This window comes from Elusimicrobiota bacterium, assembly GCA_016182905.1.
Taxonomy (GTDB): Bacteria; Elusimicrobiota; Elusimicrobia; order UBA1565; family UBA9628; genus GWA2-66-18.
Map to the genome: position 1 here is coordinate 12860 of JACPFR010000022.1, position 25989 is coordinate 38848.

Here is a 25989-nt window from a genome sequence, read left to right on the forward strand (position 1 = left end):
CTACTACTTCGCGAGGGCGGCTTCGACTTCGGCGCCGAGCTTGTCGATCGACTTGGAGCCGAACTTCCGCGAGAGGACCTTGCCGTCGCGGCCGATGAGGTAGGCGGTGGGCAGACCCGGCACGACCCAGCCTTTCGGGGCGGTCTCGCCGCCGTTGAGGAGGACGGGGTAGTTGATCTTGGCGCGCTTGGCGAAGGGCGCGACGGCCTCCGTCTCATCGTCCATCGACACGCCGAGGATGACGAAGCCCTTGGGGCCGAGGGTCTCCTGCAGCTTCACGAGCTCCGGGATCTCCGCCTTGCACGGGTCGCACCAGGTGGCCCAGAAGTCCACGAGCACGACCTTGCCCTTGTGATCGGCCAGCGAGACCGTGTTCCCGTCGAGCGTCTTGCCGGCCAGCGCGGCGGCGGCTTCGGGGGCGCCCGCGGGCGCGGACGGCGTGCACGCCCAGAAGAGGGCGGCGGCCGCGACGACGGTCCAGCGCGCGATATCCTTCATCACATCAGGAACCGATCCAGGAATTTCGGGGTGAAGCGGTTGAGCATCGAGAGCTTGTCGAGGAAGATCAGCAGGCCGATGGCGATGAGCAGGACTCCGGCGGCGATCTCCCCCGCGCGGATGTGCTTCTTGTAGCGCGTGAAGAAGCGCATGAAGCGCGTGACGGCGAAGCCGGTGAGCACGAACGGGATGCCGAGGCCCAGGGAGTACACGAGCAGCAAGGTCATGCCCTGGCCGACGGTCTCGCGCGTCGCGGCGATCGCGAGTATGCCCGACAGAATCGGCCCGATGCACGGGGTCCAGCCGAAGGCGAAGGCCAGGCCCATGAAGAAGGAGCCCACGTAGCCGGCCTTGAACGCCGAGGTGTCCGCGCGCTTCTGGTAGTACAGCCACTTGATCGGCAGCAGCCCGGTCAGGTGCAGGCCGAACAGGATGACGACCGCGCCGGCGACCTTGCTGACGACCGGGGCCTGCTCGGCCAGCACGCGACCGACCGTGGTCGCGGTCGCGCCGAGCAAGGTGAAGATCAGCGAGAAGCCGGCGACGAAGCACAACGACTCCCAGCCCGCGTGGCGCAGGCGGGTATCGTCGTCGCCTCCCGCCGACAGCTCCTCGAGCGTCAGGCCGGACATGAACGAGATGTAGCCCGGCACGAGGGGAAGGACGCACGGGGAGAGGAAGGACACCAGGCCGCCCAGAAACGCCGCTCCGAAACCGACCGTTCCATTTCCCATTTTTTCATCCTATCATTTCGCCCCGGGCTGTAATCCAGGCGGGCCGGCCTTCACTCATGAGTGATATGATGAACCGAATGATGACAAGCCTCGTCGCCGTGATGCTGTTCTCGTCGGCTACCGTTCACGCCGCGCCGGCCCCCCATAAGAAGGAGAGGAAAATGACCTACTCGAAGCCTTCCAAGGAAGAGCTCAAGAAAACGCTCACCCCGGAGCAGTTCGCCGTGGTGTGCAACGCGGCCACCGAGCCGCCCTTCCAGAACGCCTACTGGAACAACCACGAGGCCGGCCTCTACGTGGACATCGCCAGCGGCGAGCCCTTGTTCTCCTCCACGGACAAGTTCGACTCCGGCACGGGCTGGCCCAGCTTCACCAAGCCGATCGAGCCGGAGAACGTCGTCGAGAGGAAGGACCGGGAGTTCGGCATGGTCCGCACCGAGGTGCGCTCCAAGCACGGCGACAGCCACCTGGGCCACGTCTTCGACGACGGCCCCAAGGACAAGGGCGGCCTGCGCTTCTGCATCAACTCGGCGTCCCTGCGCTTCATCCCGGTCGCCAAGCTCGAGGCCGAGGGCTACGGCCGCTACCTGCCCCTGTTCAACAAGGTGGAGGTCGCGCGCAAGGCGCAGGCCAAGGCCGCTCCCGCCAAGACCGAGACGGTCGAGCTGGCGGGCGGCTGCTTCTGGGGCATGCAGCACATCCTGCGCAAGATTCCCGGCGTGCTGTCCACCGACGTCGGCTACGCCGGCGGTCAGGTCAAGAACGCGACCTACCGCAACCACGAGGGCCACGCCGAGGCCGTGCGCGTCGTCTACGACCCGGCCAAGCTCCCCTTCGAGCAGCTTCTGCGCTGGTACTTCCGCATGCACGACCCGACGACGAAGGACCGCCAGGGCAACGACCGCGGCTCGTCCTACCGCTCCGCGATCTTCTACCACACCGACGCCCAACGGAAGACGGCCGAGGTCTTCATCGACCGCTTGAATAAGAAAGGGAAATGGGGCGCGTCCATCGTCACCGAGGTGACCAAGGCCGACCAGTACTGGAAGGCCGAAGAGGACCACCAGGACTACCTGCAGAAGCGGCCGGACGGCTACACCTGCCACTTCCTGCGGCCCGAATCCGTCCTCGGCGACTGATAAAGGTGTCAGGCATTCCACTATTTTCACTTTTCCGCTTGTTCGATCTGGAAAAAGTGAAAATAGTGGAATGCCTGACACCAAAACCGCCGGGAAATAAGCCTTGACGGGCTAAAAAGCGGGGCTATACTTCGGGTATGGCCCCGCTTTTCGCGCCCCTCGGCCTGGCCTTCCTGCTGGCGTCCGCTCCCGCCCTCGCGCAGACCGCGAAAGGGCCCCGGCCGGCCTCGGACATCGCGGCGTACCTGGCCACGGTCAACGACTCCCGCCGGTTCGGCGGCGCGGCGGACGACGACACGAAGCTCGCCTCCGACACCGAACTCGCCGTGAAGGCCTACCAATACCTGCGAGGGGGCAAGGTGACGACCAAGGACGACCAGACCTTCGCCTCGGTCGGCTTCTTCCTGCGCACCGGCGACGCGAGCTTCAACCCGAACCGCGCCCAGACCGCGAAGCTCCGCGACAAGATCGACGGGACGGCGGGCCCCATTCTCCAGGTGGACGTCATCTACGAGGCCCTCGTCGCGACCGACGGCAACCTGACCTTGGCCTTCGGCAGCCTGGCCGAGCTGTTCTGCGCCCGCCGGGCGGAATACATCGCCAAGGTCGCCGACATGGACAAGCTCGCGGACGGCAAGAACTACTACCGCTACGCGGGCGCCTTCATCGGCCTTCACGGATGGGGCGCGCGCGTGGCCGGCATGGGCGGCGCCTACGCCAACATCGGCGGCAACCCGGTCGTGTACGCGGGCTACGAGGTCTACGACGCCTGGAAGTCCTATTTCACGACGGGGAAGATGAAGGGCATCGACACCCTGAAGACCTTGGGCCCCGACGGCAACGGGAACATCGTAGACAAGGGCGGCCAGCTCCACATCGGCTACTCCGCCGCCGAATCCTTGCGCGGCAAGTTTTAGTATCATCGGGGCATGACCCCGAAAACCAGGATCGAGAAGGACACGATGGGGGAGATCCCCGTCGCCGAGGACCGCTACTGGGGAGCGCAGACCGAGCGCTCCCTTCATCATTTCCAGGCCGGCGCCGGCCGCGACACCTTGACCCGCGAGATGATCCGCGCGATGGGCGTGCTGAAGAGAGCCGCCGCGTCCGCCAACGCCGAGTTGGGCCTGCTGCCCAAGGACAAGGAGAAGCTGATCCTGGCCGCCGCCGACGAGGTCATCGCCGGCACGCTCGACGCGCACTTCCCGCTCGTGGTCTGGCAGACCGGCTCGGGCACGCAGTCGAACATGAACGCCAACGAGGTCATCTCCAACCGCGCCATCGAGATGGCCAAGGGCGTCATGGGAAGCAAGAAGCCGATCCACCCCAACGACGACGTCAACAAGTCCCAGTCGTCCAACGACACCTTCCCGACGGCGATGCACATCGCCGCCGCCGAGACGCTCGTGCACGAGCTCGTGCCCGCCGTCAAAGGCCTGCGCGACGTCCTCAAGAAGAAATCCAAGCAGTTCGACAAGATCGTCAAGATCGGCCGCACCCATCTGATGGACGCGGTGCCCCTGACCCTCGGCCAGGAGATCGGCGGCTGGGCGGCGATGCTCGACGCGGACCTGCAGCGCATCGAGATCGTCTTGCCGGGCTTGTACGAGCTCGCCATCGGCGGCACCGCCGTCGGCACGGGCCTCAACACCCACCCCGACTTCGATAAAAAGGCCGCGGATCACATCGCCAAGCTGACCAAACTCCCCTTCAAGCCCGCCCCCAACAAGTTCGAGGCGCTGGCGGGGCACGACGCGCTCGTCTTCGCGCACGGAGCCCTCAAGACCCTGGCGTGCTCGATGAACAAGATCGCCAACGACGTGCGCTGGCTGGCGAGCGGCCCGCGCGCGGGCCTGGGCGAGCTGCGCATCCCGGAGAACGAGCCGGGCTCGTCGATCATGCCCGGCAAGGTCAACCCGACGCAGAGCGAGGCGGTCACGATGATCGCCGCGCAGGTGCTCGGCAACGACGCGGCGATCAACATCGGCGGCGCCTCGGGCAACTTCGAGCTCAACGTGTTCAAGCCTTTGATCATCCACAACTTCCTCCACTCGGCGAAGCTCCTCGCGGCCGGCATCCGCGGCTTCACCGAGCACTGCGCCGTCGGCATCGAGCCCGACGAGAAGCGCATCGACGAGCTGATGCGCCGCTCGCTGATGCTCGTGACCGCGCTCAACACCCACATCGGCTACGACGCGTCGGCCAAGATCGCCAAGACCGCCCACGCCGAGGGCCTCACGCTCAAAGAGGCGGCGCTCAAGCTCAAGCTCGTGACCGACCAGCAGTTCGGCGACTGGATCAAGCCCGAGCTGATGACCAAGCCCGGCCTATGACCGAGCATATGCGAGGAAATAGTCGCGTCGATCGCCTTAGGAGGCGACTATGATGACCAAGGGCGAGCAGGAGCTGCTGCGCCGGGCCGCGTCCGTCATCGGCCACGACCTGCGCAACCCGCTGGCCGTGATCAACAACTCCGCGTACTTCGTCCGCGCGAAGCTGGGCCAGGCCAAGCTCGATCCGAAGGTCGAGAAGCACCTGAAGATCATCGAGAGCGAGATCGCGCGCGCCGACAAGCTCATCGGCGACATGCTCACCTTCTCGCGCCCGTACGAGCCCGCCGCCGAGACCGTGCCGCTCGACTCCGTCGTCGGCGACGCGGTGGAGAGCTACACGGCGCCGGAAGGAGGGAAGGTCGACCTCAAGCTCGGGGCCAAGGGCGTCAGCGGCAAGTTCGACGGCAAGGCGATCGGCGACGCCGTCAAGCGCCTGCTCGACAACGCCTTCGCCGCCCAGGACGAGAAGGGGACGGTCAAGGTCGCGACCTCGGCCGGCAAGGACGGCCTCGTGATCGCGGTGACCGACTCGGGCAAGGGCGTCGACCCGAAGATCGCCGACGTCATGTTCGAGGCCTTCATGACCACCAAGCCCAAGGGCATGGGGCTCGGCCTGGCGCTGGCGCGCAAGTACCTCGAGGGCAACGGCGGGACGGTGGCGTACGAGACGAGCCCCAAGGGCTCCACCTTCCGGCTCCTGCTGCCCAAAGCTTAGAGTCATCCCCGTAGGGGCGCCGACTGTCGTCGACGACGGTCGGCTGGCGGAAAATGTGAATAAATTCGCGGAGACGCTCAAAATCGTTCTGGCCGGCCGGGCGCTTGACCGCGCCCAGGCGCGCGCGGCCATGAACGCCCTGATCGGCGAAGGCGTCACCGACGCGCAGGCCGGCGCCTTCCTCGCCGCCTTGCGCGTGCGCGGGGAGACGGTCCCCGAGCTCGTCGGCTTCGCCGAGGCGATCCGCGCGCGCGCGGTCAAGGTCAAGCCCAGGCGCCGTCCTCTCCTCGACACCTGCGGCACCGGCGGCGACGGCTCCGGCACCTTCAACATCTCCACGACCGTCGCCTTCATCGCCGCCGGCGCCGGCGCGGCCGTCGCCAAGCACGGCAATCGCGCGGTGTCGAGCCGCTCCGGCTCCGCCGACGTCCTCGAGGCCCTGGGCGTGCGCACGAACGTCGCGCCCAAGCTCGCCGCCGACTGCGTGGACGTGGCCGGCGTCGGCTTCCTGTTCGCCCCGAGCCACCACCCGGGCTTCGCGCGCATGCGCCCGGTACGCCAGCAGCTGGGCGTGCGCACCGTCTTCAACCTCCTCGGCCCCCTGTCCAACCCCGCGGGGGCCAAGCGCCAGCTGCTCGGCGTGTACTCGCCCGCGCTGGTCAAGCCGCTGGCCGAGGCCCTGAAGGCCCTCGGCAGCGAGGATGCGATGGTCGTGTCCTCCCGCGACGGCCTCGACGAGCTGTCGATCTCGGCGCCGACCGTCGTCGCCCGGCTGAAGGGGGGAAAGGTCTCGACGTCCGAGATCACGCCCGAGTCCGTGGGCCTCAAGCGCCGCCCGCTGAAAGCCCTGGCCGGAGGCGACGCCGACAAGAACGCGTGGATCACCCGCGCGATCCTCTTCGGCGAGTCCGGCCCCGCCCGCGACGTGTGCCTGCTCAACGCCGCCGCGGCGTTGATGGTCGCGGGCCTCGCGCGCGATTGGAAGGAGGGATTGGCGATGGCCGCGGATTCCATCGACTCGGGACGGGCGGCCGCCTCGCTCGCCATCCTCCGCCGGCTCACGGTCAATGGCTGACCTCGGCATTCTCGGGAAGATCGGCGACCGCACCAAAGAGCGCGTCGCCCGCGAGAAGGCGGAGCGTCCGGTGGAGTGGCTTCGGACCCAGCCTCTGTACGATCACCCTCCGTTGTCGTTGAAAAAAGCGCTGTCGACGCCGGGCCCGCGGGTCATCGCCGAGGTGAAGTTCGTCTCTCCTTCCGAAGGGGTCTTGCGAAAAAACCCCTCCCCCGTCGAAGCCGCGAGGATCGCGGCGGCGTATGCTTCAGCCGGAGCCGCGGCGATATCCGTGCTCACCGAGCCGTATTTTTTCGGCGGCGACTATTCTTTTTTGGCCGGGGCCCGCGACAGCTGCCCGACCACTCCGTTGTTGATGAAGGACTTCATGATCGACGAGTACCAGTTCGAGGTCGCCCGCTCCATCGGCGCGGACGCCGTTCTGCTCATCGCCGCTTTGTTGGGTCCTCGACTCGGTCCCATGCACGGCGCCGCTAAATCTTTAGGTTTATCCGTTCTGATCGAAGTCCATGACGAAGCCGAAGCCGAGGCGGCGCTAGCCGCCGGCGGCGCTCTGATCGGCGTGAACAGCAGGGATCTCAGGACGTTGAAAGTCGATCTGGCCGTCGCCCGGCGTCTAGCTCCGTTGGTCTGCCTTCCTGAAATAACCGCCGTCGCCGAGTCCGGCCTGCGCTCGCGCAGCGACCTCGATTCGTTATCGCCGTTGGGCTACCAAGGCTTCCTCATCGGCACCTCCTTCATGAAGCGCCCCGACCCCGGCTCAGCGTTGACGGAGTTCCTCCATGCGCATTAAAGTCTGCGGCGTCACCCGCCCCCAGGACGCCCGCCTCGCCGCCAAGCTCGGCGCCTGGGCCGTCGGCATGATCTTCGTCCCCAACACCCCGCGCTACCTCCTTCCTTCGAAGGCCCGCCGCGTGCGCGCCGCCATCCCCAAGGGCGTCCTCGCCGTCGGCGTCTTCCGTCACGTCGCCGCCGAAGAGCTCCGCCGGGTCGTCCGCGAGCTGCGTCTGGACGCCGTCCAGATCTACGGGACCGCCCCCCGCGGCATCGGCGTCCGTGTGATCCAGGCCGTGACCTTGGACGCCCGCCCCCTGCGCGGGAAGATGGTCCTCATCGAGCCCGCGCGCACCGACGCCGACCGCCGCGCCGGCCGCGGACCGTCCGCCCGCGCCCAGCGCAAGGCCTGGAAGACCGCCCGCTCCTGGCGCGCCACCGGTGCGCGCGTGATCCTGGCGGGAGGTCTCACCCCGGAGAACGCCGCCGCGGCCGCCGCCGCCGCCAAGCCCTGGGCCCTCGACGTCAGCTCCGGCGTGGAGAGCCGGCCCGGAGTCAAGAGCGCGCGCCTGCTGCGCGCGTTCTTCGCCGCGGACTAAGGATCCGTTCTCGCCTCAGTAGCGGACTTCCACGGTCAGGACGCCCTCGGCTCCGCGCGGCCGGTAGGTGTCGCCGTTCATCTGCGAGCCGACGGGCCGCCGGTCGTCGAGGATGTTGCGCCCGGACAGGCGCAGGTCGGCGTCGCGCCCCCACAGGCGCTCCCACGTCAGGCCGCAATCGACGTAGACGCGGTTCTGGATCAGGAGATAGCGCGTCGTGGAGTGGTCGAGGGCGGCTTGATTGGTGAAGTAGCGCAGCGACGGCGCCAGCTTGAGGCGGCCCAGGACCTTTTTCTCCAGGCCGACGTTCGCGACGTACTCCGCCGAACCGATGATGCGGCCGTTCGGGTTGGTGTAGGCGTGATGGGCCTCGACCCCGCCTCCCGCGGCCAGGGGCTGCCGGAAGAGCGCGAGCTTGGAGTCGTTCCAGGAGGCGTTCGCCCAGATCAAGGCGAGGTCGTCCAGAGGCGCCTGGAGGCTCAGCTCCACGCCGTTGCCGTGGAAGTTCCCGACGTTGCTGTGCGGGCTGAACCAGGTGATGAAATCGCTGAGCTCCTGATGATAGAGGCTCGCCTGGAAGCGGGCCGAGTCGATGTAGACGACGTTCTGCAGCTCGTACGTGGAGAGGATCTCCGGCTCGCGCGCCTGCGGGGAGATTCGGGCCCAGCTGGGGGAGGTGGCGAGATGGTCCCGGCCCCACGCCTCGTTGAGCGCTGAAACGGCCGACGGGATGCGCACGGCGCGGTTGTAGATCAGCTTGGCGACCCAGAAGTCCGCGGGCGTGGCGACGGCGGCGGCGCGAGCGCCGAGAAACCAGCGTCCGGCCAGACGCGTGTTATGATCGACGCGCGCGCCCGCGACCAGCTTCAGCTTGTCGTGGACCCGGATCGTGTCGTCGGCGTAGAAGCCCACGGCGCGCGTGTCGCGGCTGACCGTGGCCGTCCGGCCGAAGACCTCGCCTCCGGCCGGGTCGTTATACGTGAAGTAGGTGTCGTAGTTGTCGTCGTAGGAGCCCTGCACGCCGGCCGAGATGGTCTGGCCGGTGAAGCCCGTGTGGCGCAGTCCCAACTCGCCCGCGTAGGTCCGCTGTTTGTTGACGAACTCGACCGCCGCGAGCGGCGGGCCGCCTGAGTTCAGGCGGGTCTGCTCCTTGACGGCGGCTTCGGCGCGGAATATCCCCGTCAGGTTCGCGGTCCAGGGATGCTCGTTCTTCAACGACGCGGCGTAGATCTCGTCGACATAGCGCCCGTCGTTTCTCGGGTGGGCGTTGTTGATGAGCAGCTCCGGCCGGCTCATCCGGTAGGCGAGCGCCTGCCCGGACCATTGGCCGGCTCGGCCCTGGAGCACGCCGAACCAGCTCGGCGAGTCGAGCTGGCCGGTGATGTCCCTGCCGACCAGATTGGGCCGGAAGGTCGAGCCCCACGCGTCGAAGCCGCGCTTGCGTTCCGTCGTCAGCGAGAGGCTGAGGGAGCGGTCTTTAGGCCAAAGTTTTCCGGCCATCACCGTGGCCGAGTAGGGAAGGGCGTTGCCGGCGGAGACGACGGCCGCGGCCCCGCGCGTGTCCCGCGTGATCACGTTGACCGTCGCCGCCAAGGTGTTGGCCGGCTGGAACAGGGAGGAGGGGCCGACGACCACCTCGACGCGCTCGACGTTGTCCAGGTTGATCGGGCCGTTGAGGAAGGAGGGCTCGGCGACGCCGTTGACGTTCTGGCCGTTGACGAGAAGGCTGATCTTCTCGTTGTCGTTCGCGTTCAGGCCGCGGACGCCGGCGACGAAGTCGAGGTCGCGGTGGAAGACCGTGAAGCCGGGGACGGCCTGGAGCAGCTCCCCCAGGCTGCGATAGCCCCGCGCGTGGATGGTTCGGCGCGTGAAGACATAGACGCTGCCGGGCGTCTCGTCGACCTTCTCGTCGATGCGTGAAACCGTGGTTTGCATGGCCTCCAGGCGGTAGAATTCGAACGGGTCGTCGTCCGCGGCGGCCCGGGCCGGACCGGCGCAAAGCAGGGCGCACGCCAACGGAACGCCGATGGGAATGAGTCGGCGCGCTGGTATTGCGCCATGCCGGCGGGAGGAGGCAGGTTCCACGATATTATAAGAATTATAATATGAAAGAGTTGGAGTCTCAATCGAATTCTTGCGGGCGCGGGAACCTCATCTCCACGACGGGGCCGTTTCGACCCCCCCTCGAAATAGACGCCAAGTTCACAATAATAATACCGCAGCCGCCGTCCGGGGCGTGGTACAATGACGACAAGGGAAAACGTTTCCCGTGCCACATAAGATGTACGTGAGCAAGACGCAAGAAAGAGGACATACAAGACAATGGCTACCGGAAAAGTGAAGTGGTTCAACGATCAGAAGGGCTTCGGTTTCATCACGCCGGACGACGGGTCTAAGGACCTGTTCGTTCACCACTCGTCCATCATGGGCGATGGCTTCAAGACTTTGGCCGAGAATCAGGCCGTCGAGTTCGACGTGGAGCAGTCCGAGAAGGGCCCCCGCGCCGGCAACGTTCGCAAGCTCTAATCAGCTGACGAACACCGCCTGAAAAAGACCCCCTCGCCGCTTGCGGCGGGGGGGTTTTATTTGGGGTCAGGCTTCTGTCAGTGGTGCCAGGCCTCCCATTATCCCATTACTCCAATACAGAATTCCCAATTGGAGTAATGGGATAATGGGAGGCCTGGCACCACTATCGGCGGATACGGATGGGGGGGTGCTTGAGGGCTCCGATGAACCACAGGAAGGGGCTCAGGTGGTAGAACATCTCGCGCAGGCCCTTCCGGGCGATGCCCCAGACGATGCCGCCCACCACGAACACCGTGAACGCGGTGCCCACCCAGCTGTCGGCCACCGCTTTCATCAAAGTGATCAAGGCGTACAGCTCGGGATGGGCCACGATCTTGGGGAAGGCGGCGAAGAGGATGTAGGCGATCAGGCCTAACGCGTACCCGGGCCGGGCGTATTCGTTGATCTGGTGGGTGGCGGCGTCCATGTAGGAGGCCCCGAGCGCCATATAAAGGAGCACGAAGCCGCACATCTCGCGCCACAGGAAGTCCTTCGGCGGCGCGCCCTTCGTCGCGGAGACGAAGATGATGGCCGAGAAGAACACGGCCAAAGCGATGTTGTAGACGGTGGCGAAGGCGCCCCACAGGTCCTCCCAGAACAGCTCGGAGAACACGTCCACGAACGCGCTCATGACCCGGGCCAGGATCCAGAACCCGGCGTTGATGCTGCACAGCCAGACGAAGATCTGGAGCACGCCCTGGAACTCCTTGGAGCGAGCGAACGCGAGCGTCGCCGGGATGGCCGTTTCCATGACGGGAACGAATCTAGCATTTCGCCGCCGCCCAGCTGTTTCCGGAAACAGTCCTCGGCGCAACGGCGCCTACATGGACAAGCCCCGGGGGGTCTGCTATCCTTCAGAGCCATGAAAAACCCCTCGAGCGGTTCGCCGGAGGCGAACGGTTCGCTTTCGGTGAACCGGCCCGGCTGGTTCGGCCCGTTCGGCGGCTGCTTCGTCCCGGAGACGCTCATCGAGCCGCTCCGCGAGCTCGAGGCCGCCTATGCCTCCGCCCGGCGCGACCCGAAGTTCAAGGCCGAGCTCAAGCACGAGTTGGCGACCTTCGTCGGCCGGCCCACGCCGCTGACCTTCGCCGGGCGCCTGAGCGCGGAGCTGGGCCTGCGCGTCTGGCTCAAGCGTGAGGACCTGACCCACACCGGGGCGCACAAGATCAACAACACCGTCGGCCAGGTCCTGCTCGCCAGGCGCATGGGCAAGAAGCGCGTGATCGCCGAGACGGGCGCGGGCCAGCACGGCGTCGCCGCCGCCGCGGCGGCCGCGCGGGCGGGGCTGCCCTGCGTGGTGTACATGGGCACCGACGACATGGCCCGCCAGGCGCCGAACGTCGCGCGCATGCGCATGATGGGCGCGACGGTCGTGGCCGTCGACTCCGGCTCGCGCACGCTCAAGGACGCCACGAGCGAGGCCCTGCGCGCCTGGTCCTCCGACAGCCGCGAGACCTTCTACGTCCTCGGCTCGGCCCTCGGGCCGCACCCGTATCCGACCATGGTGCGCGACTTCCAGACGGTGATCGGCGTCGAGGCCCGCGCGCAGGTCCTCAAGGAGGAGAAGCGCCTGCCGCGCGAGATCATCGCCTGCGTCGGCGGCGGCTCGAACGCGATCGGCATATTCACCGCCTTCCTGAAGGACAAGGCGGTGGCGCTGACGGGCGTCGAGGCGGGCGGGACCGGGATGGCGCCGGGGCGCCACGCGGCGCGCTTCGCGGGGGGCTTCCCGGGAGTGCTGCACGGGACGCGGACTTATCTGCTCCAGGATAAGAACGGTCAGGTCCTGCCGACGCACAGCATATCCGCCGGGCTCGACTATCCCGCCGTCGGCCCCGAGCACGCGGAGCTCAGGCGCATCGGACGGGCCAGGTACGTCCACGCGTCGGACAAGGACGCCCTCGCCGCGGCGCACGAGCTCTGCCGCCTCGAGGGCATATTACCCGCCCTGGAGAGCTCTCACGCGATCGCGTACTTGATCAAAGCGAAACGGCGATTCAAGAAGAACGGCGTGATCATGGTCAATCTGTCCGGACGCGGAGACAAGGACCTGGGGACTTTATGCCCGTGAGCCTCGCGCGAGCGCTTCACGGACGGCGCGCCTTCGGGCGCGCGGGCTTCGTGCCCTTCCTCGTCGCGGGCGACCCCTCGTACGAGGCGAGCTTGCGCGCGGCGCGCGCGCTGATCGCGGCGGGAGCGGACATTTTAGAGGTGGGAGTGCCGTTCTCGGATCCGGTGGCCGACGGGCCGGCGATCCAGGCCGCCGGGCAGAGAGCGCTCGCCAAGGGGATGACGCTGACGAAGGCGCTCCGGTTCGTGAAGGAGCTCAGAAAAGGCGGGGCGGCGATCCCGGTCGTGCTGTTCACTTATTTGAACCCGATCCTGCGGATGGGAACGAAAAAATTCGCGAAGCTGTGCGGCGACTGCGGAGTCTCCGCGGTCCTGATCGTGGACCTGCCGGTCGAGGAATCGACGGCGACGGATCGAGAACTCGAGAGGTACGGCGTCGAACTGGTGGCCCTCGCTTCGCCGACCACCACGGATGAAAGGCTTTCGAGGATCGGCCGAGCCTCCGGCTCGGCCGTTTATTACGTGAGCCGCGAAGGGGTGACCGGAGTACGGAAAGGTCTGGCGCCCGGATTGGCGCAACGGATTTCGCACGTCAAAAAAATGACTGGAAAACCGCTGATGGTCGGCTTCGGCGTGGCGGAACCTTCTCAGGCGCGCGCGCTGGCGCCTTATGCCGATGGCGTGGTAGTGGGAAGCGCTTTGGTGCTTGCCGGCGCCTCCGGCGCCGGCGGCGTTTCGCGTTTGGCCAAAAAACTAGTGAAAGCTTTGGAGATATAGATGCTGATCCTGATGCAGACGGACCATACCAAGAAACAGCTCAATGACGTCCTCGCCAAGGTGCGGGCGCTGAAGCTGAAGCCGCATGTGATCCCCGGAAAATTAAACGTCGCGGTCGGCATCACCGGCAACTCCGGTGCCCTCGATGCGAGCCTGTTCGAGACCTTGCCCGGCGTGCGCGAGGCGGTGCGCGTGTCGAAGTCGTACAAGCTCGCCGGCCGCGATTTCAAGCACGAGGACACCGTCGTCCCCGTGGGGCCGTACGGCATCGGCGGACCGGGGCTCGTCGTCATCGCGGGCCCGTGCGCGGTGGAGACCGAGGAGCAGATGCTGCGCATCGCGCGGCGCGTGAAGGCGGCCGGCGCTCAGATGCTGCGCGGCGGGGCGTTCAAGCCGAGGACCTCTCCGTACGCTTTCCAGGGCCTGGGCAAGAAAGGCCTCCAGCTCCTGGCTCTCGCTAAAAAAGAGACCGGCCTGCCGATCGTGACCGAGATCCTCGACCAGAGGACCTTGGCCGACGTGGCCGAGTTCGCCGACGTGCTCCAGGTCGGCGCGCGCAACATGCAGAACTTCGCTTTGCTCAAGGAGCTCGGCCAGCTGAAGAAGCCGGTCATGCTCAAGCGCGGCCTGTCGGCCACGCTCGACGAGTGGCTGATGTCGGCGGAGTATTTGCTCAGCGAGGGCAACAAGAATATTTTTCTATGCGAGCGGGGCATCCGCGCCTTCTCCGACCACGCGCGCAACACGCTCGACCTGAACGTGGTCCCCGCGGTCAAGGAGCTGAGCCACCTGCCGATCATCGTCGACCCGAGTCACGCGACCGGCGTGCGCGCGCGCGTGGCCCCGATGGCGCGGGCGGCCGTCGCCGCCGGCGCGCACGGCGTGATGATCGAGGTGCACGACCGCCCCGACCAGGCGCTGTGCGACGGGCCCCAGGCCCTGCATCCCGACGATTTCGCGACCTTGATGGGCGACCTCGCCGCGATCGCGGGCGCGCTCGGCCGCGGCATGGCGACGCCCGCCCTCAAGGGCCGCGGGTGAAGGACCGGTCCGTCGCCGGCGGCGGCCGCCTCGAGGGAGAGGTCCGCGTGCCGGGCGACAAGTCGGTCTCGCATCGCGCGCTGATCCTCGGCGCCTTGGCCGAGGGCGAGACCGCGATCGAGGGGCTGTCGTCGGGGGCCGACGTGGCCTCGACGCGCTCCTGTCTGGAGGCCCTCGGCGTCGAGATCTCGGGGGCGGCGCCGTCGCTGCGCGTGCGCGGCCGCGGCCTGGGCGGCCTCAAGACGCCGGCCGGAGACCTCGACGCGGGCAACTCCGGCACGACCATGCGCCTGCTCGCGGGCGTCGCCGCGGGGCACGGCTTCTCCTCCCGCTTCGTCGGCGACGAGTCTCTGACGAGACGCCCGATGAAGCGCGTGGCCGAGCCCCTGCGGGCGATGGGCGCCGCGGTGGGCCTGAGCGAGTCCGGCACGGCCCCGCTCACCGTCTCGGGCGGCTCGCTGAAGGGCATCGAGTATGTCCTCCCGATGGCCAGCGCCCAGGTCAAATCGGCGGTCCTGCTGGCGGGTCTCCACGCGAAAGGCAGGACGACCGTCGTCGAGCCCTCCGCCACCCGCGACCACACCGAGCGCATGCTCGAGGCCTTCGGCGTCCCGGTGGCCGCGCGCGGGCTCGCGGTCTCCGTCGAGGGCGGCTCGCGGCTCACGGCCGCCAAGGTCCTCATCCCCGGCGACCCGTCCTCGGCCGCGTTCTGGGTGGTGGCCGCCACGCTGGCGCCGGGCAGCGAGCTGGCGGTGCGCGGGGCGGGGGCGAATCCCACGCGCACGGGATATCTGTCGGTGCTCGCGCGCATGGGCGCCGACATCCACCGGGAGCCGGCGCGCGGGGAAGGCGGCGAGGCGATGGAGGATCTCATCGTATCGTCGTGCGATCTCAACGCGACGGATATCGCCGCCGACGAAGTGCCGGGGCTGATCGACGAGGTGCCGATACTCGCTTTGGCCGCGGCGCTGGCGAGCGGGGAGAGCCGGTTCCGGGGGCTTGGGGAACTCCGGCACAAGGAAAGCGACCGGTTGAAGGGCATCGCGGCTCTATTAACGAGCTTCGGGGCCTCGGCGCGGGTGGAAAACGACGATTTGGTGATATCGGGAACGAAAACGCTCAAACCGGCCCAGGTGGATTCGCTGGGGGACCACCGGCTCGCGATGACGGGATATATCGCGGGATTCCTCGCCAAGGGAGAAAGCGGCGTGTTGGACGCGGCGTGCGCGGAGATAAGCTATCCGACGTTTTATGACGACTTTAACGCGAGGCGATGCGCGTGAAATTAGGGATCTTCGGACATCCTATCGGTCATACGCGCTCCCCGCGCTTGTTCTCGCGCCTCGGCAGGTTGCTCAACAAACATCTGTCGTACAAAGCCGTTGATGTTCAGCCCGCCGATTTCACCGCGACCGCGCAGCGGTCGCGAAAAGCAGGCTGGAGAGGCGCCAGCGTGACGATTCCGTTTAAAATCGAGGCCGCGCGGCTCGCCGACCGTTTGACGCCGAGCGCGAAAGCGATCGGCGCCGTCAACGTGCTGCGTTTTGAGGCGAATAATCGAATCACCGGGCACAACACCGACGCCGACGGTTTAATGGACGCATTGAAATTCGCGGGCGTCGTGATGTCCGGCGTACATGTCCTCGTCTTTGGCGCCGGAGGCGCCGCCAGGGCAGCGGGGTATGCCGCGGCCAAAGGCGGGGCCAAAACGGTTCGTTTCACGAACCGAACGTCCTCAACGGCAAAGACATGTGTACGCGACCTGGCGCCCTACTTCCCGAAGACGAGCTTCTCCGCGGGGGCGCCGAGGAACGCCGACGTCTGGATCAACGCCACGCCCTTGGGCCAGAACGGGAATCCTGATATCTCGCCTGCGCCGAAGTCGCTGCGGGCCCCGGGCGCGGCGGTGGATATGGTGTATGGGAAGAAGACGGCTTTCCAACGGCATGCCGAGCGGCTCGGGGCGCGGACATCGGACGGCACGGCGATGCTCGTGTTTCAGGCGCTTCGCGCGTACGAATTCTGGGATCGTCCCCTCGGCCCTCGGAAAAGGGCCCTATTGGCCGAACGGCTTATCAAGGAGATTGCATGATCTTGCGTTACCTCACCGCCGGAGAATCCCACGGTAAAGCCTTGGTGGGCATACTCGAAGGGCTCCCCGCCGGGCTGACGCTTGCCGCGGGCGACATCCAGGCCGATCTGATGCGGCGGAAGAAGGGCCACGGGCGTGGGAACAGACAGAAAATAGAGGGAGATAAAGTCGAGATCCTTTCGGGCATTCGCGCGGGCAAGACGCTCGGATCTCCCCTGGGGCTGCTCATACCCAATCTTGATTTCAAGAACTGGGAATCCATCATGGGCGCCGAACCGACCGACGCGGCCGCTGCGCGGCGCGTCGAGATACCGCGGCCGGGTCATGCGGATCTCGTCGGGAAGCTCAAGTATGGGTTCGACGACATGCGCAACGTCCTGGAACGCGCGTCGGCGCGCGAAACGGCGATGCGTGTCGCCCTTGGCGCCACCGCGCGGCGTTTTCTTGCCGAATGCGGGGTCGTCGTGGCCAGTCGCGTCATCGCGATCGGCGGCGAGACCGACGACTCGCCGTTGCCGTGCCCCGTATCCGAGCTCAATGAGCTGACCGACGCGAACCCCGTGCGCTGCGCCGACACGGCGTTCTCCAAACGGATGATCACTCGCATCGACGAAGCCAAAGCCGCCGGCGACACCCTCGGCGGCGTTTTCGAGGTGCTCGCCGAAGGACTCCCCATCGGCCTCGGCAGCTACGCCCAATGGGATCGTCGCCTCGAGGGTCCTTTGTCGCAGGCGTTGATGTCGCTCAACGCCATCAAGGGCGTCGAGGTCGGCTACGGCTTCCGCGGCGCCGGCGTGCCGGGCTCGCGGGCCCACGACGCCTACGAGCCGAAAGGCAGGAAGGTCGCCTACCGTTCGAACCGTTCCGGCGGCCTCGACGGAGGCATGACGACGGGGCAGACCTTGGTCCTGCGCGCGGCGATGAAGCCGATCGCCACCTTGATGAAGCCGCTCGACTCCGTCGACCTGCGCACGATGAAGCCCGCGAAGGCCCACGTCGAGCGCTCCGACGCCTGCGCGGTGCCCGCCGCGGCCGTGATCGGCGAGTCTTTGGTCTGCCTGGTCCTCGCCGACGCGGTGCTGGCGAAGTTCGGCGGCGATTCGATGGCGGAGATCCTCCCGAGGCTCAAGGCGTGGCGCGGATGAGGCCGACGATCTATCTCACCGGGTTCATGGGCACGGGCAAGTCCGCCGTCGGCAAGGAGCTCGCCCGGCTCCTGCGCCGGCCGTTCATCGACCTGGACCTGTCCATCGAGCGCGAGGCGGGCTCGAGCGTCGCCTCGCTGTTCGCGCGTCGCGGGGAGACCGCCTTCCGCAGGCTCGAGCGCAGGGCCTTGCTCCGGGCCGCGAGGCGGCGGGGCGTCGTCGTGGCCCTCGGCGGCGGGACCTTGCTCGACCCGCGCCACCGGGCGCTCGTGATGAAAGGCTACCTCGTGACCTTGTCCTGCTCCCGCGCGGAGCTGGTGCGCCGCCTCGGCCCGTCGCGGGCGTCCCGGCCGCTCCTGGCCGGCGGCTCGCTGAGCGCGCGCGTGGGCCGGCTCCTCGCCGAGCGCCGCGGCGCCTACGAAGGCTCGCACTGCAAGGTCTCGACCACCGTCAACTCGCCCAAGGACGCGGCCATGATCATCGCCCGGAGGATCCCATGAGCGTCGAGAAGCTGTTCGTCGAGCCCGGCGCGCGCCTGAGCGCGCGCGCCTGGACGCGCGGCCTGGCCCCGTCGGGCCGCGTCGCGCTGGTCTCCGAGGCGGGGGCGTGGCGCCGCTTCGGCCCCGGCGTCGAGAGGTCGCTCAAGCGCGCCGGGCTCAAGGTCCATCGCCACCTTCTCCCTTCGGGGGAAGCGGCCAAGAGCTGGGACTCCGTCTCGGACCTGCTGACCTCGATGCTCTCCGCCGGCCTGGGGCGGGACTCCGCGATCGTCGCGCTCGGCGGCGGCTCCGTCACCGACGCGGCCGGCTTCGCGGCCGCGATCTATCAGCGGGGGATCCCGTGGGTCAGCGTGCCGACGACCTTGCTCGGCCAGCTCGACAGCGGGCTCGGCGGCAAGACCGGGATCAACCTCGCCGGCGGCAAGAACCTCGCCGGCTGCTTCCATCGCCCCCGCGCCGTGGTGTGCGATCCCGAGGTCCTCGCGAGCCTTCCGCCCCGCGAGCGGGTCTCCGGCTTCGGGGAGGCGCTCAAGTACGGGCTGGTGTTCGAGCCGGCGATCTGGGCCCTGATCACGGGGAACTGGGACGCGCTGATGGCCGGCGATCCCGTCCTGACCGGCAAGGTCGTGGAGCGCTGCGCCGCGTGGAAGCGCCGGATCGTCGACAGCGACGAGCGCGAGACCGAGGGCCCGCGGGAGCTCCTCAATTTCGGCCACACCCTCGGCCACGCGCTCGAGTCGGCGTCGGGCCTGGGCGCCCTGCGCCACGGGGAGGCCGTCATCTGGGGCATGCGCGCCGCCCTGCGCCTGTCCCACCGCTGCTCGGGCCTCAAGGCCTCGTTCGCCGCCGAGGCGGAGCGTTTCCTGGCGACCTTGCCGGTGCCTCTGCCGCGCCGCGTCGAGCCGCGCCGCCTGCTGGAGCTGGCCCGCCGCGACAAGAAGGCCCGCGGCGGCCGCGCCCGCTTCGTGCTCCTGCGGGCGCCGGGGCGGCCGGTGACGGCCTTCGTGTCGGACAAGGAGATTCTGCGCGCCGTGCGGGGGATACTGTGAAGAACATCCTCGTCCTGAACGGCCCCAACCTGAACCTCCTGGGCGAGCGCGAGCCCGAGACCTACGGCACGATGACCTTGTCCCAGCTCAACGCGAAGCTGTCCGTCTACGCCCGGAAGAAGGGCGCGGCGCTGCGCGCCCGCCAATCCAACCACGAGGGCGAGCTGATCGACATCCTCCACGCGCATCGCAAGTGGGCGGCGGGGATCGTGTTCAACCCCGGCGCGTACAGCCATTACAGCTACGCCCTGCGCGACGCGGTCGCCGCGATCCTCGTGCCGACGATCGAGGTGCACCTGTCGAACATCAAGAAGCGCGAGCCCTTCCGCCGCGTCTCGGTGATCGAGCCGGCCTGCGTGGGCCAGCTGTACGGCAAGGGCAGCGCGTCCTATTTCACGGCGATCGACATGCTGCTCAAGAAGAAATGAGCTGTTTCCGGAAACAGTCGAATGGCTAAGCCTCTCTCCGTCGTCAGGATAAGCCTCGGCCTCAAGGGGCTCGACCCCGCGTCATGCCTCGAGCGCCTCGCCGGGGCGGACGGGCGCGGCTATCTGATCGAGAAGGTCGAGGACGGGCGGCGGAGGGCGTGGATCGGCGTGCAGCCCTTCGAGACTTTGCGCGTGATCAAGGGGCGCGTGTATTCGGTCACCGCGCGGCGGAGGAAGAAGATCCCCGGCGAGCCGTTCGAGGTCATCGGCAAGCGGCTCGCGAAGCTCCGCGGCCGCGGCGGCCGCCCGTTCGACGCCGGCGCGGTCGGTCTGCTCGACTACGAGATGATCCGCCACCTGGAGCCGGTGAAGATGAACGCCGAGGCCGCCGAGGGCTTCATGATGCTGTTCAACGCCGCGGTGGTCGTCGAGGACGGCCGGGCGAGCCTGACCGCGCTCGCCGCCGGGGCGGGCGGGCGGCGCCGGGCCAAGGCCCTCGCGGCGGAGCTGCGGAAGGTCCTGCGCGGAGCGGGCCCCGTCCCCGTCCCGCCGCCGTCGAGGCGCCTCCTGCCCGTCGAGGCCGAGCGCGGCCGCGCGCGCTACCTCAAGAGCGTGGCGAGGATCAAGGACCACATCCTCGCCGGGGACGTGTTCCAGGCCGTCGTGTCGGACGGCTTCCGCGCCCGCGCCGGCGGCGGCCCGTTCGCCGTCTACCGCGCGGTGCGCGCGGCCAACGTGACGCCCTACGGCTTCCTCCTGCTCGACGGCGGCCGCGCCTGGATCGGCGCCTCGCCCGAGCGCCTGGTGCGCGTGGTCGGCGGCGTCGCTCGAAACTGCCCGATCGCCGGCACCCGCCCGCGCGGCCGCTCGCGGGCCCAGGACAGGCGCCTGGAGGCCGAGATGCGGGCCAGCGGGAAGGAATGCGCCGAGCACCTGATGCTCGTGGACCTCGCGCGCAACGACCTGGGCCGCGTCTGCGCCCCCGGCTCGGTGAAGGTCGAGAAGTTCATGGTCACGCGCCGCTTCTCCAACGTCATGCACCTGGTCAGCGAGGTCGAGGGGCGCCTCGACGAGGGCAAGACCGCCTGGGACGCGCTCGTCGCCTCCTTCCCCGCCGGGACGGTCAGCGGCGCGCCGAAGGTGCGGGCGATGGAGATCATCGCGGGGCTCGAGCGCGCGCCGCGGGGCTACTACGCGGGGGCGGTGGTGCAGGCCGACTTCGCGGGGAACCTGGACTCGTGCCTGGCGATACGATCCCTCGAGCTCGAGGGCGATCGAGTCCGCCTACAGGCGGGCGCGGGCATCGTCGCGGATTCGAGCCCGGCGGCGGAGTGGAACGAGGTGATGGACAAGCTCGCGGGCTTGCGCAGGGCGTTGGGAGGATTGGGGAAATGATCCTCTTGCTCGATAATTACGATTCGTTCACCTACAACCTCTACCAGGCCGTGAGGCTCTTGAAGCACGACTGCAAGGTGGTGAGGAACGATTCGTTGTCGATCAAAAAATTCCTGGCATTGAAGCCGAAGGGAATCATACTCTCTCCCGGCCCGGGGCGGCCCGAGGACGCCGGAATACTTCTGGAGCTCGTCAAGAAGGTCCCAGCGACGATCCCTGTTCTGGGGGTTTGCCTAGGCCATCAAGCGATAGCCCTCGCGAACGGCGGGCTCGTCATCCGCGCCAAACGGCTTATGCACGGAAAAACGTGCGTGATCACTCACGACGGCCAAGGCCTTTTCCGAGGATTGCCTAAACGCCTCACCGTGGCGCGCTATCACAGTCTTGTGGCCGCGGAACCTCTGCCGAAGAACATGGTCGTCACGGCGCGCGGAGAAGACGGCTCGTTGATGGGTTTACGCCTTTTGGACCGTCCCGTGGAGGGAGTCCAATTCCACCCGGAGTCGGTGGCTACTCCTCTGGGCCTGAAGATGCTCTCGAACTTCCTCGCTTCCGCGAGGTAGGGAGTGTCAGGCCTGACAATTCGACAGTTTCTTATCCCGCCGCGGGGGCGGAATTGGCCGAATTGTCAGGCCTGACACCGAAGTGTCTGCGCTTCACGAGCGCTAACCCGACGCCGCCCATGATCAGGGCGATGCCGAGGCCGGCGTTGGCGTTGAGGCGTTCTCCCAGCACGACCCAGCCCAGCAGGATCGCCACGACCGGGAATATCAGCGTGATCATGCTCACCTGCGTCGCCGGCAGGGCGTGGATCAGCTTGTAGTACGAGAGGAAGGCGACGACGGTGCCGAGGATCGCGAGGTAGAGGATCGCCCCGACGTTCGCCGGCGTCCAGGTCACGGCCGCGCCGCGCTCGAAGAGGAGGCTCAGGCCCAGGATGAGGGCCGCGCCGAGCGTCATGGACCAGGCGTTGAGCACGCGCGCGTCGTCCTTCTTCGACCAGAGGCTTTGGGCGACGAGGTTCCCCGCGGCGCCCACGCTCGAGACGAACGCGGCCAGCAGCCCCAGGCCGTCGGCCGAGGCGACGCCGCCCTGCGGCCAGAACAGGACGATCACGCCGGCGATGCCGGCGACGATGCCCGCGGCCTTGCGGCGGGTCAAGGTCTCGGTGCGCGAGACGAAGGCGGTGAGCAGCGCCGTGATCAGCGGCGCCACCGCGCACAGGACGGCGACGAGGCCGCTGGCGACCCGCGTCTCGGCCCAGTACACGAGGGAGTAGCAGATGCCGAAGCCGAGCGCGCCGGCCGTCAGGGCCGCGCGCCGTCCGCGCGGCGTCAGGCGGGGGGAGAGGCCGGCGAAGAACACCAGCCCCCACAGGATCGCCGCCGCGAGCGAGAAGCGCAGGCCGGCGCCGAGGAACGGCGGCACGCCCTCGAGGCCGATCTTGATCGCGAGCCAGGTCGAGCCCCAGATCAGGCAGACGAGGCCGTAGAGGGCGGGGATCATCTCGCCGAGTCGGCGGCCAGGCGTCCGAGCAGGGCGACCGCGCGCTCGATCTGGGGGTTCCAGTGCGAGCAGTTCAGCCGCATCGCGTCGCGGAAGCGCCCGGTCGCGGAGAACAGAGGACCCGGCGCCATCACCACGCCGGCGCGGCGGGCGCGGTCGTACAGCGCGAGCGTGTCGGCCTTGCCGGGAAGCTCCGCCCACAGGACGAAGCCGCCGCGCGGGTTCGACAGGCGCGTGCCCTCCGGAAAGCTCGAGGCGACGGCGCGCCGCATCAAGGCGGTGGTGCGGGCGTAGGCGGCGCGGATGCGGCGCAGGTGCCGGTCGTAGCCGCCGTTGGCGAGGATGTCGGCGACCGCGAGCTGCGGGAGGCAGGCCGTCGAGACGTTGGACACCATCTTGAAGCGCTCGACCTTCGCGCGCCAGCGTCCCGGGATGATCCAGCCGACGCGGTAGCCGGGGGCCATCGTCTTCGAGACCGAGGAGCAGTAGATCACGCCGCCGTCGCGGTCGTAGGCCTTCGCCGCCTTGGGGCGGTCGAGGCCGTCGTGCGGCAGGTCGCCGTACACGTCGTCCTCGATGAGGGGGATCTTGCGGGCGGCGAGCAGCTCGACGAGCGCCTTCTTGTTCGCCTCGGGCATCAGGGCGCCGAGGGGGTTCGAGAAGGTCGGCGTTGAGATCACGGCCTTAATCTTGTGGCGCCCGAACGCGCGCTTGAGGGCGTCGAGGCACATCCCGTCGCGCGCCTCGCTGGCGATCTCCACGATCTTGAGGCCGTGCATCTCGAGGGCCTGGAGCGTGCCGAAGAAGGCGGGAGACTCGACGGCCACGATGTCGCCGGGGGCGCACACCGCGTGAAGGGCCAGGTTCAGCGCCTCCTGGGCGCCGGTGGTCGCGATGAGGTCCTCGGGGCCGACGGCGACGCCGGCCTTGAACATGCGCTTGGCCACCTGCTCGCGCAGCACGGAGCAACCGGCGGGGAGATCGTAGGAGTTGCTCTGGAAGCGCCGCAGGCGCCCCAGCCGGGCGATGCTGCGCGCGAGCTTGGCCGTCGGCAGGAGGTCGGGGTGCGGGAGCGCGGCCCCGATCTGGATCAGCCTGGGGTCGTGCGTGTCGTGCATGTAGCGCAAGGTGAGCTCGCCGATCGCGACGGACGCGGCGGCGGGCGACGGCTCGCTGCGGACCGGCTCGGCCGGACCGAGGGCGGCGGTGCGGACGTAGTAGCCCGACTGGGGGCGCGACTCGACCAGGCCGCGGTCCTCGAGCACGCGGTAGGCGGACAGCACCGAGGACACGCTCGCCGACTTGGAGCGCGACAACTCGCGCACGGACGGAATCCGGTCGCCGGGACGCAAGGTCCCGGCGTCGATGAGGCCGGCGATCTCGCCGGCGAGGGATTGGTAGAGGGTGGGGGCGGCGGGCATTCTGATGATTGTAAACCGGCTCGTGCGGCGCGTCCCGGCACAGGCCCGCGCATCGGCGATAAGCACAGTCTACCATAAATAAAACTGTTATGGTCACAATTAAGTAAACCTGAATCTGTGCTTCAGCGTCCGGAGGCGCTACACTGTGAGCATGACCAATTTAACTTTGACGAAAGGCCAGATGTGGACTCCAGCCGTCTCCGGGAAGCTGACCGTGCGCGGCGTGTCCGGTAAGGGTTGGGCGACGATCGAGGGGGACTCCCGGGACTTCGTCCTGGACAAGGCCCACAAGTTCTCGTTCCCCGCGGCGGCGGGCCTCGTCGTGCAGGCCGTCGAGGACATGGAGTTCTGCTTCGAGGCCGAATAGCCCCGTTTGCTATGATGGGCCGATGAGCGAGTTGGCCGGGAGAGCCGCGCATGCCGCGCGGCGCGTCGAGAAGCTCAAGGCCCAGCAGCCCGTCGAGGCCTTGAGGACGCTCCCCGGATACGCCCGGACGCCCCGGGATTTCCGGCCCGCCCTGTCCGGGATCGTGATGGACCTGCGCTTCGCCGAGCCGGGCATCGGCCTGCTCGTGTCGGGCGGCGAGGTCACCGCCGAATACGCCGCGCGGCGCGCCGTGTCGGCCGTGGGCCGGGGCGCGACCGGGCTCGGCGTCTGGACCGAGCGCAACTTCCACGCCGGCGACTACGCCCATCTCGATGCGGTGCGCGCGGCGGTCCCCGAGGCCCTGCTCGCGATGATGGACTACGTCGTCGATTCCTGGCAGCTCGAGCGCGCCCGCGCGGGCGGCGCCGACGCGGTCCTGCTCATACCCGAGCTGCTCGGCCCCCACCTCGAGCGCATGGCCGCCTCGGCGCGGGCCCTCGGCCTGACGCCGATCGCCTGGGACGACGGCGGCGCGCCGCGCGTCCTCTAGAATAATCAGAGTGGTATGATTTAACGCATGAGCGCTTTCTCCGAAGCCCTGCTGTCGCTGCGGCGCGACGCCGGCTTCCCGTCGGCCTACCGCTTCTATCACCGCAACGGCGGCCGCCGGCACTTCGGCTTCACCTACGTCCACTACCTGCGCCTCGAGAAGGGCGCCAAGGCGCCGCGCGCCGCGGCCTTCGGCGCGATCCTCAAGGCCCTGCGCCTGGCCCCCGCCGCGGACGGCGCGCGCGCCCTGTTCCGCGCCTACCTCCTCGACGTGCTCGGCTCGCCCGAGGCGTACGAGCTCATCGTCGGCTCGGTCAGCAAGTCCGTGCCGTCGGTCTCGCCGACGCTCGCCGAGGGCGGCTTCGACCGCCTCAAGCGCGAGCACTTGATGCACATGAACATCGATCAGTTCACGGCCGTCGCGCATGACGAGACCTCGTATTGGACCTCCGAGCTCCTGCTCAACGACGACGGCTCCTGGAGCCCCAAGGAGATCGCGGAGCGCCTGGGCTGCTCCCCGAAGGCGGCCGCCGAGGCCCTCGAGCGCCTGGCGAAGGTCAGGCTCCTGCGCGCGACCTCGCCGGGGCGCTACAAGACGCGCCAGCCCGGGAAGTTCTGGACCTTTCCCGGCCGGAGCAAGGGCATGGAGCCGCTGCTCGATCGCGTCCGCGGCTTCTGGGACGCGATGGCCGCGCGCCAAGGCGGCCCGTTCGGCGAGCGCCTCGAGCTCGTGCGCGCGTCCTCGAGCGTCATGCGCCAGTACATGAACGCCCTGCACCGCGCCGTCGACGAGGCCAACCTCGCCGCCACCCACGCGAAGGGCGAGGACACCGCGCTGTTCCTGATCGAGGGACGCGTGCGCCGTCTCCTGCCCTTTTAGGCCCATCGGCCCGGCGGAGGGGCCGAAGGACCGCTGACGGCGGCGCTGTATTCATCCATAATAAGGGAATGGCGAAACGCCTCTCCTTCCTGCCCGTCCTGTGCCTCGCGCTGATGACTCCTCCGTTCGCCGCGGCTCAGCTCCGCGGCGCGCGGGTGACCTTGCAGGCGAGCCTGCCCGCCGCCGGCGGGCTGTCCGCGGCGGCCCCGAGCCTGCCGGCCGCGACGGTCTCGCCCGCGCCGCCCGCGCTCGCCGTCTCGCTCGCGCCGCTCGCCGCTCCGGTCTCCGTCGTGCCCGTTCCGGCCGCCCTCGCCGCCGTCCGTCCCGCCGCCGCGAC

Annotated in this window: 29 protein-coding genes; 23 read left to right on the forward strand and 6 right to left on the reverse strand. The window is 68.3% G+C overall.

The genetic code is table 11. The features are described 5' to 3' along the window. Nucleotides 1–3: 3 nt before the first annotated feature. Entirely contained in the window at nucleotides 4–501 is a 498-nt protein-coding gene (locus HYV14_08860) for a TlpA family protein disulfide reductase (GenBank protein MBI2386108.1), read from the reverse strand. After that, nucleotides 498–1232: a cytochrome c biogenesis protein CcdA gene (locus HYV14_08865; GenBank protein MBI2386109.1), complete on the reverse strand. Its 735-nt coding sequence runs from the start codon at nucleotides 1230–1232 to the stop codon at nucleotides 498–500. Before HYV14_08865 ends, HYV14_08860 begins: the two co-directional genes overlap by 4 nt. 68 nt (nucleotides 1233–1300) lie before the next feature. Here HYV14_08865 and HYV14_08870 point away from each other — a divergent pair, with 68 nt between their 5' ends. From HYV14_08870 to HYV14_08900, 7 genes are all read left to right on the forward strand, one after another. Next, nucleotides 1301–2371, forward strand: coding sequence for a bifunctional methionine sulfoxide reductase B/A protein (locus HYV14_08870; GenBank protein ID MBI2386110.1), 1071 nt, complete (start codon nucleotides 1301–1303; stop codon nucleotides 2369–2371). A 137-nt stretch (nucleotides 2372–2508) separates the two neighbouring features. After that, nucleotides 2509–3288 (forward strand): hypothetical protein, encoded by a 780-nt coding sequence (locus tag HYV14_08875; GenBank protein ID MBI2386111.1) that lies wholly within the window; start codon nucleotides 2509–2511, stop codon nucleotides 3286–3288. Between the two features lie 12 nt (nucleotides 3289–3300). After that, nucleotides 3301–4704 carry a class II fumarate hydratase gene (gene fumC / locus HYV14_08880; protein MBI2386112.1) on the forward strand — a complete coding sequence of 468 codons (1404 nt, stop codon included), beginning with the start codon at nucleotides 3301–3303 and terminating at the stop codon, nucleotides 4702–4704. 49 nt (nucleotides 4705–4753) lie between these two features. Beyond that, on the forward strand, nucleotides 4754–5419 hold the full coding sequence (locus HYV14_08885) for a HAMP domain-containing histidine kinase (GenBank protein ID MBI2386113.1): 666 nt from the start codon (nucleotides 4754–4756) through the stop codon (nucleotides 5417–5419). A 55-nt stretch (nucleotides 5420–5474) separates the two neighbouring features. Then, entirely contained in the window at nucleotides 5475–6494 is a 1020-nt protein-coding gene (gene trpD, locus HYV14_08890; GenBank protein MBI2386114.1) for an anthranilate phosphoribosyltransferase, read from the forward strand. Continuing rightward, nucleotides 6487–7287 carry an indole-3-glycerol-phosphate synthase gene (locus HYV14_08895; GenBank protein MBI2386115.1) on the forward strand — a complete coding sequence of 267 codons (801 nt, stop codon included), beginning with the start codon at nucleotides 6487–6489 and terminating at the stop codon, nucleotides 7285–7287. Before trpD ends, HYV14_08895 begins: the two co-directional genes overlap by 8 nt. After that, complete coding sequence (locus HYV14_08900) at nucleotides 7277–7867, forward strand: phosphoribosylanthranilate isomerase (GenBank protein ID MBI2386116.1); 591 nt, start codon at nucleotides 7277–7279, stop codon at nucleotides 7865–7867. Before HYV14_08895 ends, HYV14_08900 begins: the two co-directional genes overlap by 11 nt. A 15-nt stretch (nucleotides 7868–7882) precedes the next feature. On the opposite strand, the gene HYV14_08905 is transcribed toward HYV14_08900, so the two are convergent. Beyond that, nucleotides 7883–9883, reverse strand: coding sequence for a TonB-dependent receptor (locus tag HYV14_08905; protein ID MBI2386117.1), 2001 nt, complete (start codon nucleotides 9881–9883; stop codon nucleotides 7883–7885). Between the two features lie 306 nt (nucleotides 9884–10189). Between HYV14_08905 and HYV14_08910 the strand changes: the two genes are divergently transcribed. Continuing rightward, nucleotides 10190–10393 (forward strand): cold-shock protein, encoded by a 204-nt coding sequence (locus HYV14_08910; protein MBI2386118.1) that lies wholly within the window; start codon nucleotides 10190–10192, stop codon nucleotides 10391–10393. A 163-nt stretch (nucleotides 10394–10556) separates the two neighbouring features. On the opposite strand, the gene HYV14_08915 is transcribed toward HYV14_08910, so the two are convergent. Beyond that, nucleotides 10557–11183: a hypothetical protein gene (locus tag HYV14_08915; GenBank protein MBI2386119.1), complete on the reverse strand. Its 627-nt coding sequence runs from the start codon at nucleotides 11181–11183 to the stop codon at nucleotides 10557–10559. Nucleotides 11184–11294: 111 nt separating this feature from the next. Between HYV14_08915 and trpB the strand changes: the two genes are divergently transcribed. From trpB to HYV14_08970, 11 genes are read left to right on the forward strand one after another with little or no spacing between them, the layout of a single operon-like run. Continuing rightward, complete coding sequence (trpB, locus tag HYV14_08920) at nucleotides 11295–12503, forward strand: tryptophan synthase subunit beta (protein MBI2386120.1); 1209 nt, start codon at nucleotides 11295–11297, stop codon at nucleotides 12501–12503. After that, a complete protein-coding gene (locus HYV14_08925) occupies nucleotides 12500–13279 on the forward strand; it encodes a tryptophan synthase subunit alpha (protein ID MBI2386121.1) in 780 nt (259 codons plus the stop codon). The genes trpB and HYV14_08925 overlap by 4 nt, the downstream gene beginning before the upstream one ends. Next, a complete protein-coding gene (aroF, locus tag HYV14_08930; GenBank protein ID MBI2386122.1) occupies nucleotides 13280–14320 on the forward strand; it encodes a 3-deoxy-7-phosphoheptulonate synthase in 1041 nt (346 codons plus the stop codon). It begins immediately after the preceding gene. Continuing rightward, a complete protein-coding gene (aroA, locus tag HYV14_08935; GenBank protein MBI2386123.1) occupies nucleotides 14317–15603 on the forward strand; it encodes a 3-phosphoshikimate 1-carboxyvinyltransferase in 1287 nt (428 codons plus the stop codon). Before aroF ends, aroA begins: the two co-directional genes overlap by 4 nt. Beyond that, nucleotides 15600–16412 (forward strand): shikimate dehydrogenase, encoded by an 813-nt coding sequence (locus HYV14_08940; GenBank protein ID MBI2386124.1) that lies wholly within the window; start codon nucleotides 15600–15602, stop codon nucleotides 16410–16412. The genes aroA and HYV14_08940 overlap by 4 nt, the downstream gene beginning before the upstream one ends. Then, nucleotides 16412–17557 carry a chorismate synthase gene (gene aroC, locus HYV14_08945; protein MBI2386125.1) on the forward strand — a complete coding sequence of 382 codons (1146 nt, stop codon included), beginning with the start codon at nucleotides 16412–16414 and terminating at the stop codon, nucleotides 17555–17557. The genes HYV14_08940 and aroC overlap by 1 nt, the downstream gene beginning before the upstream one ends. Then, entirely contained in the window at nucleotides 17554–18057 is a 504-nt protein-coding gene (locus HYV14_08950) for a shikimate kinase (GenBank protein ID MBI2386126.1), read from the forward strand. Before aroC ends, HYV14_08950 begins: the two co-directional genes overlap by 4 nt. After that, nucleotides 18054–19106: a 3-dehydroquinate synthase gene (locus tag HYV14_08955; GenBank protein ID MBI2386127.1), complete on the forward strand. Its 1053-nt coding sequence runs from the start codon at nucleotides 18054–18056 to the stop codon at nucleotides 19104–19106. The genes HYV14_08950 and HYV14_08955 overlap by 4 nt, the downstream gene beginning before the upstream one ends. Continuing rightward, the gene (gene aroQ / locus HYV14_08960; protein MBI2386128.1) at nucleotides 19103–19534 is read left to right on the forward strand and encodes a type II 3-dehydroquinate dehydratase; all 432 of its coding nucleotides are present in this window, start codon (nucleotides 19103–19105) and stop codon (nucleotides 19532–19534) included. The genes HYV14_08955 and aroQ overlap by 4 nt, the downstream gene beginning before the upstream one ends. 21 nt (nucleotides 19535–19555) lie before the next feature. Next, nucleotides 19556–20929, forward strand: a complete 1374-nt coding sequence (locus tag HYV14_08965; GenBank protein MBI2386129.1) for an anthranilate synthase component I family protein — start codon at nucleotides 19556–19558, stop codon at nucleotides 20927–20929. Continuing rightward, nucleotides 20926–21492 (forward strand): aminodeoxychorismate/anthranilate synthase component II, encoded by a 567-nt coding sequence (locus HYV14_08970; GenBank protein ID MBI2386130.1) that lies wholly within the window; start codon nucleotides 20926–20928, stop codon nucleotides 21490–21492. The genes HYV14_08965 and HYV14_08970 overlap by 4 nt, the downstream gene beginning before the upstream one ends. A 31-nt stretch (nucleotides 21493–21523) precedes the next feature. On the opposite strand, the gene HYV14_08975 is transcribed toward HYV14_08970, so the two are convergent. Further along, the gene (locus HYV14_08975; protein ID MBI2386131.1) at nucleotides 21524–22435 is read right to left on the reverse strand and encodes an EamA family transporter; all 912 of its coding nucleotides are present in this window, start codon (nucleotides 22433–22435) and stop codon (nucleotides 21524–21526) included. Next, the gene (locus HYV14_08980) at nucleotides 22432–23856 is read right to left on the reverse strand and encodes a PLP-dependent aminotransferase family protein (GenBank protein ID MBI2386132.1); all 1425 of its coding nucleotides are present in this window, start codon (nucleotides 23854–23856) and stop codon (nucleotides 22432–22434) included. The genes HYV14_08975 and HYV14_08980 overlap by 4 nt, the downstream gene beginning before the upstream one ends. A gap of 151 nt (nucleotides 23857–24007) precedes the next feature. On the opposite strand from HYV14_08980, the gene HYV14_08985 reads away from it, so the two are divergent. The 4 genes from HYV14_08985 to HYV14_09000 all read left to right on the forward strand — a co-directional run. Further along, complete coding sequence (locus tag HYV14_08985; GenBank protein ID MBI2386133.1) at nucleotides 24008–24223, forward strand: DUF2917 domain-containing protein; 216 nt, start codon at nucleotides 24008–24010, stop codon at nucleotides 24221–24223. A gap of 22 nt (nucleotides 24224–24245) precedes the next feature. Then, a complete protein-coding gene (locus HYV14_08990) occupies nucleotides 24246–24773 on the forward strand; it encodes a hypothetical protein (protein MBI2386134.1) in 528 nt (175 codons plus the stop codon). 27 nt (nucleotides 24774–24800) lie between these two features. Continuing rightward, nucleotides 24801–25652, forward strand: coding sequence for a hypothetical protein (locus tag HYV14_08995; GenBank protein ID MBI2386135.1), 852 nt, complete (start codon nucleotides 24801–24803; stop codon nucleotides 25650–25652). A 68-nt stretch (nucleotides 25653–25720) separates the two neighbouring features. After that, nucleotides 25721–25989, forward strand: a 269-nt coding sequence (locus tag HYV14_09000; GenBank protein ID MBI2386136.1) for a hypothetical protein, incomplete at its 3' end; no start/stop codon positions are given.

Bases quoted from the DNA above. Each gene is read 5' to 3' on its own strand.
- HYV14_08985 (MBI2386133.1), top strand. From the start codon at position 24,008: ATGACCAATTTAACTTTGACGAAAGGCCAGATGTGGACTCCAGCCGTC.
- HYV14_08870 (MBI2386110.1), top strand. From the start codon at position 1,301: ATGAACCGAATGATGACAAGCCTCGTCGCCGTGATGCTGTTCTCGTCG.
- HYV14_08970 (MBI2386130.1), top strand. From the start codon at position 20,926: ATGATCCTCTTGCTCGATAATTACGATTCGTTCACCTACAACCTCTAC.
- HYV14_08865 (MBI2386109.1), bottom strand. From the start codon at position 1,232: ATGGGAAATGGAACGGTCGGTTTCGGAGCGGCGTTTCTGGGCGGCCTG.
- HYV14_08980 (MBI2386132.1), bottom strand. From the start codon at position 23,856: ATGCCCGCCGCCCCCACCCTCTACCAATCCCTCGCCGGCGAGATCGCC.
- HYV14_08915 (MBI2386119.1), bottom strand. From the start codon at position 11,183: ATGGAAACGGCCATCCCGGCGACGCTCGCGTTCGCTCGCTCCAAGGAG.
- HYV14_08955 (MBI2386127.1), top strand. From the start codon at position 18,054: ATGAGCGTCGAGAAGCTGTTCGTCGAGCCCGGCGCGCGCCTGAGCGCG.
- trpB (MBI2386120.1), top strand. From the start codon at position 11,295: ATGAAAAACCCCTCGAGCGGTTCGCCGGAGGCGAACGGTTCGCTTTCG.
- HYV14_08975 (MBI2386131.1), bottom strand. From the start codon at position 22,435: ATGATCCCCGCCCTCTACGGCCTCGTCTGCCTGATCTGGGGCTCGACC.
- HYV14_08990 (MBI2386134.1), top strand. From the start codon at position 24,246: ATGAGCGAGTTGGCCGGGAGAGCCGCGCATGCCGCGCGGCGCGTCGAG.
- HYV14_08965 (MBI2386129.1), top strand. From the start codon at position 19,556: ATGGCTAAGCCTCTCTCCGTCGTCAGGATAAGCCTCGGCCTCAAGGGG.
- HYV14_08895 (MBI2386115.1), top strand. From the start codon at position 6,487: ATGGCTGACCTCGGCATTCTCGGGAAGATCGGCGACCGCACCAAAGAG.
- HYV14_08875 (MBI2386111.1), top strand. From the start codon at position 2,509: ATGGCCCCGCTTTTCGCGCCCCTCGGCCTGGCCTTCCTGCTGGCGTCC.
- HYV14_08950 (MBI2386126.1), top strand. From the start codon at position 17,554: ATGAGGCCGACGATCTATCTCACCGGGTTCATGGGCACGGGCAAGTCC.
- fumC (MBI2386112.1), top strand. From the start codon at position 3,301: ATGACCCCGAAAACCAGGATCGAGAAGGACACGATGGGGGAGATCCCC.
- HYV14_08900 (MBI2386116.1), top strand. From the start codon at position 7,277: ATGCGCATTAAAGTCTGCGGCGTCACCCGCCCCCAGGACGCCCGCCTC.
- aroF (MBI2386122.1), top strand. From the start codon at position 13,280: ATGCTGATCCTGATGCAGACGGACCATACCAAGAAACAGCTCAATGAC.
- HYV14_08910 (MBI2386118.1), top strand. From the start codon at position 10,190: ATGGCTACCGGAAAAGTGAAGTGGTTCAACGATCAGAAGGGCTTCGGT.
- HYV14_08995 (MBI2386135.1), top strand. From the start codon at position 24,801: ATGAGCGCTTTCTCCGAAGCCCTGCTGTCGCTGCGGCGCGACGCCGGC.
- HYV14_08885 (MBI2386113.1), top strand. From the start codon at position 4,754: ATGATGACCAAGGGCGAGCAGGAGCTGCTGCGCCGGGCCGCGTCCGTC.